The organism is Aeromonas sp. HMWF014, assembly GCF_963878295.1.
Taxonomy (GTDB): Bacteria; Pseudomonadota; Gammaproteobacteria; order Enterobacterales; family Aeromonadaceae; genus Aeromonas; species Aeromonas popoffii.
In genome coordinates this window covers 1-11,131 of the sequence record NZ_CAWNYS010000008.1, presented here as the reverse complement: position 1 = coordinate 11,131, position 11,131 = coordinate 1, and the positions used below count along the sequence as shown (strand labels likewise).

At 60.4% G+C, this 11,131-nt stretch carries 11 protein-coding genes and 1 pseudogene; 4 read left to right on the top strand and 8 right to left on the bottom strand.

What is annotated here, in order from left to right; genetic code table 11:
- The 3 genes from AAC083_RS00170 to AAC083_RS00160 all read left to right on the top strand — a co-directional run.
- On the top strand, window positions 1-352 hold a 352-nt coding region (locus tag AAC083_RS00170; RefSeq protein WP_108535616.1), incomplete at its 5' end, for a hypothetical protein.
- A 121-nt stretch (window positions 353-473) separates the two neighbouring features.
- Window positions 474-935 (top strand): hotdog fold thioesterase, encoded by a 462-nt coding sequence (locus AAC083_RS00165; RefSeq protein WP_108535615.1) that lies wholly within the window; start codon window positions 474-476, stop codon window positions 933-935.
- 181 nt (window positions 936-1,116) lie between these two features.
- Window positions 1,117-2,997, top strand: coding sequence for a DEAD/DEAH box helicase (locus AAC083_RS00160; RefSeq protein WP_108535614.1), 1,881 nt, complete (start codon window positions 1,117-1,119; stop codon window positions 2,995-2,997).
- Between the two features lie 390 nt (window positions 2,998-3,387).
- Here AAC083_RS00160 and AAC083_RS00155 read toward each other — a convergent pair whose 3' ends face one another.
- Entirely contained in the window at window positions 3,388-4,710 is a 1,323-nt protein-coding gene (locus tag AAC083_RS00155; protein WP_042036704.1) for a Na+/H+ antiporter family protein, read from the bottom strand.
- Between the two features lie 262 nt (window positions 4,711-4,972).
- Entirely contained in the window at window positions 4,973-5,638 is a 666-nt protein-coding gene (rnt, locus tag AAC083_RS00150; RefSeq protein ID WP_181364611.1) for a ribonuclease T, read from the bottom strand.
- A gap of 452 nt (window positions 5,639-6,090) precedes the next feature.
- On the opposite strand from rnt, the gene AAC083_RS00145 reads away from it, so the two are divergent.
- Window positions 6,091-6,966: a flagellar protein MotY gene (locus tag AAC083_RS00145; protein ID WP_181364610.1), complete on the top strand. Its 876-nt coding sequence runs from the start codon at window positions 6,091-6,093 to the stop codon at window positions 6,964-6,966.
- A gap of 72 nt (window positions 6,967-7,038) precedes the next feature.
- On the opposite strand, the gene gloA is transcribed toward AAC083_RS00145, so the two are convergent.
- From gloA to AAC083_RS00115, 6 genes and pseudogenes are all read right to left on the bottom strand, one after another.
- A complete protein-coding gene (gene gloA / locus AAC083_RS00140) occupies window positions 7,039-7,452 on the bottom strand; it encodes a lactoylglutathione lyase (RefSeq protein WP_108535611.1) in 414 nt (137 codons plus the stop codon).
- A gap of 103 nt (window positions 7,453-7,555) precedes the next feature.
- Window positions 7,556-8,197, bottom strand: a complete 642-nt coding sequence (gene nth / locus AAC083_RS00135) for an endonuclease III (protein WP_108535610.1) — start codon at window positions 8,195-8,197, stop codon at window positions 7,556-7,558.
- A gap of 14 nt (window positions 8,198-8,211) precedes the next feature.
- Entirely contained in the window at window positions 8,212-8,970 is a 759-nt protein-coding gene (locus AAC083_RS00130) for an electron transport complex subunit E (protein WP_042036711.1), read from the bottom strand.
- Window positions 8,971-8,986: 16 nt separating this feature from the next.
- Window positions 8,987-9,619, bottom strand: a complete 633-nt coding sequence (gene rsxG / locus AAC083_RS00125) for an electron transport complex subunit RsxG (protein WP_108535609.1) — start codon at window positions 9,617-9,619, stop codon at window positions 8,987-8,989.
- Window positions 9,620-9,742: 123 nt separating this feature from the next.
- On the bottom strand, window positions 9,743-10,795 hold the full coding sequence (rsxD, locus tag AAC083_RS00120; protein WP_108535608.1) for an electron transport complex subunit RsxD: 1,053 nt from the start codon (window positions 10,793-10,795) through the stop codon (window positions 9,743-9,745).
- Between the two features lie 3 nt (window positions 10,796-10,798).
- Window positions 10,799-11,131: pseudogene (locus tag AAC083_RS00115) on the bottom strand (electron transport complex subunit RsxC); the annotation flags it as partial.

Genomic DNA, 11,131 nt, shown 5'->3' with positions numbered 1-11,131 from the left:
GTTTCGCCCGGATGACGTCTGGCCTTCTGCCCAGTTCAGTCTGAGCCAGCACGAGGGGGATCTGGAGTGGCAGCGGTCCGAGTTTCTGGCCAAGCGCTCCTTTGCCTATGGCCTCTGGAGCCCGGATCGGGAGCCGCAATTTTGGGGCGGGGTCTATCTCTACCCCTCGGTCCTGCCGGAGGTGGCGGTGGAGCTCTTCTTCTGGAAGGTGGCCGAGGCATCCCTCACCGATGCTGAACTGGAAGCCGAGCTGCGGGTATGGCTTGGCAAGGTGTGGCACTGGTCCGAGCCTTGGCTGCCGGGGCGCGATCTGCCTTGGGCCGAATGGCCCGGCGTGACCTATCCCTGGTGAGAGTCCGGCATCAGGGCCTGGCTTGGCAAGATGCCCCCTGATCGGGGCATCTTTTTTTCTGACTTTTTTCGCCGACATTGCTCGTGTATAACCCGTTGATCACATAAGGAGTCTGCTCGTCATGAGTCAAGAAAACAGCGCTATCTGGCGCAAGCCCATGAGCCTGGAGGGGCTCAATGCCAGCTCCCACAACACCCTGATGGCCCACTTGGGCATCGTCTACACGGCCTTTGGCCCCGACTGGCTGGCGGCCACCATGCCGGTGGATCACCGCACTCATCAGCCCCTTGGCATGCTCCATGGCGGTGCGTCCGTGGTGCTGGCGGAGACCCTGGGGTCGCTGGCTGCCAATATGGCGGTCGGACCGGACAGCTACTGCGTGGGACTGGAGGTGAATGCCAACCACCTGCGGGCCAAGCGGGAAGGGGTGGTGACAGGGCGTTGCTCGCCACTGCATCTGGGGGTAACGACCCAGGTGTGGCAGATTGAAATGCGGGACGAACGTGGGCGTTTATTGTGTACCAGTCGATTGACCATGGCAGTGCTCAAACACAAGCGGGGCAAGGACTCCAGCGAGGAGTGATCTGCAATAACGCACCATGCGTGCAAAATAAGCAAGCCATAGTCGCAAGATCCCTCTATAATTGCCAACGTCTTGAGAGGCTTATCACATTTTTCAAGACAGCAGAACAAAGTGGCGCTATAATCGCCGCCTTTTTGCTATTCCGCGGTGCTTAGCCGCCTGCCTTAATCTGGAAGAATCTATGTCTGATACCGAACAACTGCCCCTTTTTAGTGAGCTTGGACTGGCCGCGCCTGTATTGAAAGCGCTGCAGGACGTGGGCTATGAGCGCCCGTCACCGATCCAGGCCGCAGCAATTCCCCACCTGATGGCGGGACACGATCTGCTGGGGCAGGCGCAAACCGGTACAGGGAAGACCGCTGCTTTTGCCTTGCCTCTGTTGTCTCGTCTGGAAGCTGGTAACCGCAATACCCAGGTTTTGGTGCTGGCACCGACCCGTGAACTGGCGCTGCAGGTTGCCGAGGCGTGCCAACGTTACGCCAAGCACATGCCGGACTTCCATGTCCTGCCCATCTACGGTGGTTCCTCGTACGAAACCCAGACCCGCGCCCTGCGTCGTGGTGCTCAGGTTGTCGTCGGTACCCCTGGCCGTGTGATGGACCTGATCCGTCGCAAGAACCTGGACCTCTCCGGCCTGAAAGCCCTGGTACTGGACGAAGCCGATGAAATGCTGCGTATGGGCTTCATCGACGACGTGGACTGGATCATGGAGCAGTGCCCGAGCACTCGTCAGGTTGCGCTCTTCTCTGCCACCATGCCGGACCAGATCCGTCGTGTTGCCCAGAAGCATCTGAAGCAGCCGAAAGAGATCAAGATCATCACCAAGACGTCCACTGCACCGACCATCCGCCAGCGCTACTGGCAGGTAACCGGTCTGCACAAGCTGGATGCCATGACCCGTCTGCTGGAAGTCGAGCCGTACGAAGCTGTACTGGTCTTCGTGCGCACCAAGAACGCTGCCGAAGAGCTGGCTGGCAAACTGGCCGCCCGTGGTCACGCCTGTGAAGCGCTGCACGGTGACATCCCGCAGAAGCTGCGTGAGCGTACCGTCGACAAGCTGCGTCAAGGCCAGCTGGACATTCTGATCGCCACCGACGTTGTCGCCCGTGGTCTGGACGTTGAGCGCATCACTCACGTGGTGAACTACGACATTCCGTACGATACCGAATCCTACGTACACCGTATCGGTCGTACCGGCCGTGCAGGTCGCAAGGGTGAGGCCATCCTGTTTGTTGCTCCCCGTGAACGCCGCATGCTGCGCGCCATCGAGCACGCTACTCGTCAGGCCATCGAGCCGATGAAGATGCCGAGCACCGAGGACATCAACCAGCACCGCATGACCAAGTTCAAAGAGCGCATCCGGGAAACCATGATGGGCGAAGAGCTTGAGATCTACCACAACCTGGTGAATGAGCTGATCGAAGAAGATTCTGCCGATCCGCTGGAGCTGGCTGCCGCATTGGCCAAGCTGGTGCAGGGTGACCAACCGCTGCTCCTGGATGACTCCATCCCTGAGCCGCAGTTCAACCCGAGCAACGATCGTGGTGGCCGTGACTTCGAACGCCGTGACGGTGGTCGTGACTTTGCCGACCGTGGCGATCGTCCTGCCCGTCGCATGCCGTCCCTCGAGCCGCGTCCGCTGAAAGACAATCCTGACGTAGAGATGGAGCGTTACCGCGTAGACGTGGGTGCCCATCACGGTGTCAAGCCGGGCCAGATCGTGGGTGCCATCGCCAACGAAGCGAACATCGAGAGCCGTTTCATCGGTAACATCGACATCGCCGATGACTTCTCCACCGTCGATCTGCCGAAAGGCATGACCGCTGATGTACTGGAAGTGATCAAGAAAGCCCGTGTTTGTCAGCGTCCGCTGATGATCACCCGCTATACCGAAGTGCCGGCTGGCAGCAACACCGCCCCCCGTCCTCCGCGTAGCGATCGTCCCTTCAACAAGGACCGTCGCCCCAGCGGTGACCGCCCGTTCAACAAGAGCGGGGAGCGCCGTGAAGGTGGCTTCAACAAGGATCGCAAGTTCGGTGGCAACAAGCGCCGCGACAGCTAAGTCCTGATAGTCTTGATTAAAAGGCCGCTCATCATGAGCGGCCTTTTTGTTGCCTGTCATGTGGCTGGCTAGGGGGACTGGCCCCGTTCAAGCGGCCGGGATGGTATTCGCCAGGGAGAGCCAGCAGACTGCCTCTGCCTCTGCCTCTGCCTCTGCCTCTGCCTCTGCCTCTGCCTCTGTCCTCCAGTCTGTAACGCCAGTGTTGGGGCAAGCCAGCAAACGGCTGTGACACAGGCCAGGGCATATGATTGTTATCCCGATCCAAGCTAGCGCCTGCCAGCAGGATACCCGCGTCAAGCCCAGGCTGGAGGACGGGTCGCACATGATGGACAACAAAAAGGCGACCCTGAGGTCGCCTTTTGCGTGTCTGCATCTATCTTGTCCGGTGGCTCAGAGCACCATGGCAGCAATCCAGCCGAAGAGGATGAGCGGGATGTTGTAATGGATGAAGGTGGGCACCACGCTGTCCCAGATGTGGTCGTGCTGGCCGTCGGCGTTGAGGCCGGAGGTGGGGCCGAGCGTCGAATCGGAGGCGGGGGAGCCCGCATCCCCCAGTGCGCCGGCCGTACCGACCAGGGCTATGATGGCCATGGGCGAGAAGCCGAGGTGGATGCACAGCGGCACATAGATGGTGGCTATGATGGGCACGGTGGAGAAAGAGGAGCCTATTCCTATGGTGATCAAGAGGCCAACCAGCAGCATCAGGAAGGCGGCGAGGCCCTTTTGATCCCCGATCACCGCGGAGACGGACTGCACCAGGCTCTCCACCCCGTGGGTCGCCTTCATCACGGCGGCGAAGCCGGCGGCCGAAATCATGATGAAGCCGATGAGGGACATCATGCGCACGCCTTGGGTGAAGGCGTCCTGACTCTCGCGAAACTTGATGACCCCTCCGCAGGTGAAGATGACAAAACCGGCCAGCGCCCCCAGCACTATGCTGTTGGTCATCAACTGCAGCCCAAGAGCCACGCCGATGGCCAGCAGGGCCACCCAGATGTGGTTGAGATTGAGCTCGACGGATTCGGGTTCGGCGGCCAGGATCTTGCCCATGTCATACTGGCGTGGCTTGCGGTAGCTGATGAAGACAGCGATCAATAGACCGATGAACATGCCCAGTACCGGAATGGCCATCGCCAGTGGCAGCTGGCCGTGCTCGACCGGCACGCCGTTGTCGATCAGGTTCTTGGCCAGGATGTTATTGAGGAAGATGCCGCCAAAACCGACCGGCAACAGCATATAGGTCGCAGTCAGACCGAAGGTGATGACGCAGGCCACCTGACGGCGGTCGATCTGCATCTGGGCCATGACGTGCAGCAGCGGCGGGATCAGAATAGGAATGAAGGCGATGTGGACCGGGATCAGGTTCTGGGAGGAGATGGAGACCGCCAACACTGAGGTGAGCAGCAGGCTCTTGACCCAGAGGATGCGAGAGCTGCTGGCATCCTTGCCCAACTGGCTGATCACCTTGCGGGCCAGCAGGTCGGTGATCCCTGAGCGGGAGATGGCGACCGCAAAGGCCCCCAGCATGGCATAGGAGAGGGCGATTTCGGCGCCGCCACCCAGACCACCGGTAAAGGTGCTGAGGGTCTCCTGCAGTGAGAGTCCACCGATCAGGCCGCCGACGATGGCGCCGATGGAGAGGGAGACCACCACATTGATCCGCAGCAGGCTGAGCACCAGCATCAGCGCAACCGCGATAACAACAGGATTCATTTGATTTCCTTATGGATTGTGTAGCTGTCTGTCATGTGAAAGGCCGTTAGTTTGCGAAAAATGTGACAAATGTCGAGTAAAAAATCAGGCAAAATGCCTATTGGCAGCATTCCCGGCTGACCCGGGGGGCCAAGGTGGGTGTGGGGGTGAAAAACGGCTTTGTATGGCCCTGATTTCGCTATTCTGGTCAAACCAGATTGATCTCGCCAACCCAATAGAAGAAGGCTGCCAGGGCAGCCTTCTTGCTTATTGCTCGTGCCGGTTATTCGCTCGCGTCGTCGTCGGCGGGGGCATCATCCGGATGGGCCGGTGGCCAGCCACCCAGGCTCTTCCAGCGGTTGACGATGTGACAGAACAGCTCGGTGGTGCGTTCTGTGTCATACAGGGCGGAGTGCGCCTCTTTATTGTCAAACGGGATGCGGGCGCTCTGACACGCTTTGGCCAGTACGGTTTGTCCCAGTGCCAGACCGGAGAGGGCGGCGGTATCGAAAGTGGCAAACGGGTGGAACGGATTGCGCTTGAGGCCGGCGCGCTCGGCGGCGGCCATCACGAAGCCGTGATCGAAGGTGGCGTTGTGGGCCACTATGATGGCGCGGCCACAGTCGTGCTCCTTCATCCCCTTGCGAATGCCCTTGAAAATCTCGGTCAGCGCTTCTCTCTCGCTGACGGCACCGCGTAGTGGATTGAAAGGATCTATGCCGGTGAACTCCAGCGCCGCCTTCTCCAGGTTGGCGCCTTCGAATGGCTCGACGTGAAAATGAAAGATCTGGTCGGGCAGAAGCCAGCCATCCTCATCCATCTTGAGGGTATAGGCGGCGATTTCCAGCAAGGCGTCGGTTCTGGCATTGAACCCGGCGGTTTCAACATCGATGACGACGGGGTAAAAGCCACGAAAACGGCCCTTGAGGGTGTGAACAGCGTCGGTCATGGTATCTCGGTCGGCGTGAAATGAGGCGGCATTATGGCAAAAAAGCCGGCCCTTGTCCCTCATCCGCAACCATGAGACAGGTGTCTGATTCTATTATCGACACGCGGGCTTATCATTGACCACGTCAGGGAGCGCGATGAAGACGCTGGGAGTGGCGCACAAGATGTTGCCGGTGGTCTGCCTGCCGTTGCTGGCTTCGCGGTTTTACGATGGCGACGCAGGTGCAACCGCTACCTCACCGACGACATACACTCCCCGTGATAACCATACGCGAGGTGTACGAAGCCCATAGTCTGTACTCGGACACCTTACAGCAGAACAGCGCCGAGCGGGATCTGCTGGCTTGCCAGTTTCAAGTTGATGGCGCGTTCTGCACCTCACTGAGTGGTTTGCCCTAAAGCTTGTTTTGTCTTTGCCGATACCTAACGTGAGATCGTGTGGAGGGCAGGCAGTTGAACGCTTGGATGTTAGGGTTGGTCAGCATATCTGTGAGTATGCAGTTACAGGCGGGCGTTACCGAGTTTGGTGCCGGCCTGGATCAATCCGTCTGGCGCCTGACCTCGGACACGCAAGTGGAGTGCCGCCTCGAACACCCCATTCCCAACTGGGGTACGGGAGCCTTCGTCAGCCGGGCCAGCCGCCGGATCAATCTGGATTTTGAACTCAAGGGGCTGCGCCAGCAGGCCCGGACCCAGACGGTCAGTCTGGGGATCATGCCACCAGTCTGGCGACCCGGCATCGCCGGACGGGAAGTGAGCCAGCTGCGCTTCTACCAGCAGTTCGATGGCCTGGTGGAGGGGCAGACCGCCTGGACCATGCTGGACGAGCTTGAGGGGGGGCGCATGCCGACCTTCCAGTATCGCGATTGGTATCGCCAGAATCGACCGGTGCGGGTGTCGCTCTCCTCGGTCAACTTCCGGGTCAAGTATCAGGCGTTCGTGGATTGCCTGAACAGCCTGCTGCCATACAGCTTCAATGACATCGCCTTCAGCGTGCTCACCTATGACAAGAACAGCGACGAGCTGTCGCTGGCCTCCAAACGGCGGTTGGCGATGATCGGTGAGTATGTGAAGGTCGACAAGAGTATCGATGTGGTGGTGATCGACGCCTACAGCGACAGCTATGGCGGTCGCTGGCCGAACCAGAAACTCTCCGAGAAGCGGGCCGATGCCATCAAGAAGGTGTTCGTGGATCTGGGTATCGAACCCGGCAAGATCTCGGTAGAGGGGCATGGCGAGAAGCGGCACGTCGCCTCTAACGAAACCGAAGGTGGCCGCGCCAAGAACCGACGTGTGGTGATCAACATGGGGCGCAATGGCGCCATCTGATGGGTGGTGACCCTTCAATGAAAAAGAGCGCTGTGGCGCTCTTTTTTATGGGGATCTTGTCTTGGCGATGCCTTAGACGCTGTCACCCAGGCCTGTGCCTGTGTCTTTCTTGGCGATCAGTTCAATTTTGTAACCATCCGGATCTTCCACGAAGGCAATGACGGTTTTGCCGCCCTTGACCGGGCCCGGCTCGCGGGTGATCTTGGCGCCGGCGGCACGCAGCGCATCGCAGGTGCCATAGATATCGTCTGCTTCCAGCGCAATATGGCCGTAGGCCGATCCCAGCTCATATTCGCTCACGCCCCAGTTGTAGGTGAGCTCGATGACGGACTCATCCTTCTCGTCGCCGTAACCGACGAAGGCCAGCGTGTACTTGTATTCGCTGTTCTCGCTCTTGCGCAACAGTTTCATCCCCAGTACTTGGGTGTAGAAGTCGATGGAGCGTTGCAGATCGCCGACGCGTAACATCGTATGCAGGATTCTCATGACTTGGCTCTCCAGATAGGATTTACGTTGTACTGATATTCGATAGAAGAAGGGAGAACCCGGATCGACTGAATGTGGCCGCATGGTGTGCAGGACCGTGTGTTCAGCTCTCCGGGTAGACCTTTTCTTTGTACTCGCAAAGGTCCTCGATGATACAGGAACCACAGCGCGGTTTGCGAGCCAGACAGGTGTAACGACCGTGCAGGATCAGCCAATGGTGAACGTCCAGCTTGAACTCGGCGGGCACCACTTTCAGCAGCTTCTCTTCCACCTGATCCACGTTCTTGCCCACCGCGAAGCCGGTGCGATTCGACACCCGAAAGATGTGGGTATCGACGGCGATGGTAGGCCAGCCAAAGGCGGTGTTGAGCACCACGTTGGCCGTCTTGCGACCGACCCCTGGCAGGGCTTCGAGCGCTTCGCGGTTTTCCGGTACCTCGCCGCCATGACGCTCCAGCAAGATGGCACAGGTTTTGATGACGTTCTCGGCCTTGGTGTTGAACAGGCCAATGGTCTTGATGTACTGCTTCACCCCGTCCACCCCTAGCGCTAGCATGGCGGCCGGGGTATTGGCCACCGGATAGAGCTTGTCGGTGGCCTTGTTGACGCTCACGTCAGTGGCCTGGGCTGACAACAGCACGGCGATCAGCAGCTCGAACGGCGAGTGAAAGTTGAGCTCTGTGGTGGGGTGGGGATTGTCGTCCCGCAGCCGCTCCAGGATCAGCCTGCGTTTCTGGTTGTTCATGGCTCTCTCTTGTCTCAGAGCTGGGTTGCGCGGGTGACCGCAGCCGGCACGTCGGCGTGTGCCTTGTCGGCAGCCTGCTTGCGGCCCAGCCAGTCGTTGATGGCGTTTTTGCCAGCGATCATCAGGCCCAGGCCGATGAAGCCGCCGGGAGGCAGGATCGCCAGCAGCAGGCTGGCGTCGGCGTGGAACAGTTCGATGCGCAAGGACTTGGCCCAATCCCCCAGCAGCAGATCGGCACCGTCGAACAGGGTGCCCATGCCGATGATCTCCCGCAGCCCCCCCAGCACCAGCAGCACCAGCGTAAAGCCCAGCCCCATCATGAAGCCGTCGAGGGTAGCCAGCAGGGGTGGGTTCTTGGAGGCATACGCCTCGGCCCGGCCTATGATGACGCAGTTGGTGACGATCAGGGCGATGAAGATGCCGAGCGCCTGATAGAGGCCATAGGTGTAGGCGTTCATCAACAGTTGCACGCTGGTCACCAGGGCGGCGATGATCATCACATAGACGGGAATGCGGATATCCTTGGGCACCAGGTTGCGCACCAGGGAGATGGTGAGGTTGGAGCTGACCAGCACCGCCATGGTGGCCAATCCCAGCCCCAGCGCATTGGTAAAGGTGGAGGAGACCGCCAGGGTGGGGCAGAGCCCCAGCACCTGCACCAGGGAGGGGTTGTTTTTCCACAGCCCTTGCAGCATCAGCTCCTTGAGCTCTTCACGACGGCCATTGCCCTCGCTGACCGGGCTCAGCCCGTCAATCACATCGACTTGTTCCATGGCTTGTGCTCCGGTGTTATGGGGTGGGGTCACAGGAGGGGGCATCCCGCAGCAATTCAGGGTGCTCCTGTTGTAACAGCAGCAGGTTCTTCACCGCCTTGACCACGGCGCGGGGGGTGATGGTGGCGCCGGTGAAGGCATCGAATTCACCGCCATCCTTCTTCACCGCCCAGCTTGCCTCGTTGTCGTGGTTGAGGAACTTGTCAGAAAAGCTGTTGATCCAGCTCGATTTCTTCAATTCTATCTTGTCACCAAGGCCCGGTGTCTCATTGTGGGCCAGCACCCGTACCGCACTGACGTTACCCTTGGCATCTGTGCCGACGATGAGACGAATGGCCCCACTGTAGCCGTCGGGGGCCACGGTTTCCAGCGCATAGCCGGTGATCTCGCCCCGCAGGGTCGCTGTGTAGAGCGGCATGGCCTGATCGCTGCCCAGATACCTCCTGTTCTGCACCTGCTTGCAACTGGCCACCAGATCATTGTCATAGCTCCCCTCCGGCAACAGGGCCGAAAGGGTGCGCAGCTTCTCCAGCTGCTGCTGATGGGCGATCCGGTCACGGGTCAGCTCGTTGGTCAGCACCACCACGGCGGTGCAGGCCAGGGCAAACAGCGCCAGGGTGACGCCATTTTTGCGCATGCTCTTTAACATTGGATCTTTCCTGAGAGTGGGGTTTGCGCCAGGGTCATGTACGACGTGCTCCATCTCCCCTGAGGCGTGTCAGTTGGTCGTTTGGCGTGGCCACGCAGAGGTGGGTTATCCGCAGGATGTTTCTCATTTGCGGCGGGCTCCGTAGACCTTGGGGCGCGTCAGGCTGTCAATCAGCGGTACACAGAGGTTGGCCAGCAGCACGGCGAAGGCGAAGGCGTCCGGGTAGCCGCCAAAGCGACGGATGAGGTAGACCAGCACGCCGATCAGCACGCCGTAGACCAGACGTCCACGAGGGGTGGTGCTGGCGCTCACCGGATCGGTGGCGATGAAGAAGGCCCCCAGCATGGTGGCGCCGCTAAACAGATGGAACATGGGGGTGGCGGTGGCATCCGGCGTCATCAGATAACCCAGGGTTGCCGCCAGCAGCAAGGAGCCCAGAATAGCTCCCGGAATGCGCCAGTTGATGACTTTTTGTTGCAGCAGGAACAGGCCGCCCAACAGGTAGCCGAGGTTGACCCAGCTCCAGCCGATACCTCCCCAGCCCTCGAACACGGCGTGGGTCATCACCTCGCCAGCGGTGAGCCCCTGGGTCAGCCCGGTCTTCAAGGTATCGAGCGGGGTGGCCATGGTGAGGCCATCCACCCCTTGCTTGAGCTGCGCCATGCTGTAGCCGTCCAGGCTGAAGCCGGTGAAGATGACGGACACCGCATCGCCGAAGCTTATCCCATAGGCGGCTATGCCCGACGGCGGCAGCCAGCTGGTCATCTGTACCGGGAAGGAGACCAGCAGCAGCACATAGGCCACCATGGCCGGGTTGAACAGGTTTTGACCCAGCCCGCCGTAGAGGTGCTTGGCGATGATGATGGCAAAGGCGGTACCGAGCACCAGCATCCACCAGGGCAGCAGGGGAGGCAGGGAGAGGCCGATCAGCACGGCGGTCAGCGCCGCGCTGCCATCCATCAGGGCGGGCTTGATGGGACGGCGGCGCAACTTGAGCACCAATGCCTCTGCACCCAGCGCAGTGACCAGCGCCAGCAGGATCTGGATAAGGGAACCCCAGCCGAAGAACCAGATCTGGGCCAGCAGGCCGGGCAGGCAAGCCAGGATCACCAGCAACATCAGGGTCTGGGTCTGTTTGCGGTTATGGGCAAACGGCGCACTCGCGATATTGAACATGGATCAGTGGCTCTTGTCGGTCGATGAAGAAGGGGATGCCTGCAGCGCGGCGTCAGCAGCCAGCTTTCTGGCCTTGGCGCGGGCCACGGCGGCGGCAATGGCCGCTTTCTTGGGATCGGCGTCAGTAACGACCTGTACCTGTGCTGTGGTCTGGCGGGTATCCGCGTCCGCGACGTCACCTGCGTCAGGCTCGGCGACGTTTTCATCCGCAGCGTGCGCCGCTTTCCTGGCCTTGGCGCGAGCGATGGCGGCGGCAATGGCTGCCTTTTTGGGGTCGGCCCCGGCCGGAGCCGGTGCGGGGGCGAGGCCCTGCTCGGGTTCGGTCGCAATCGACTC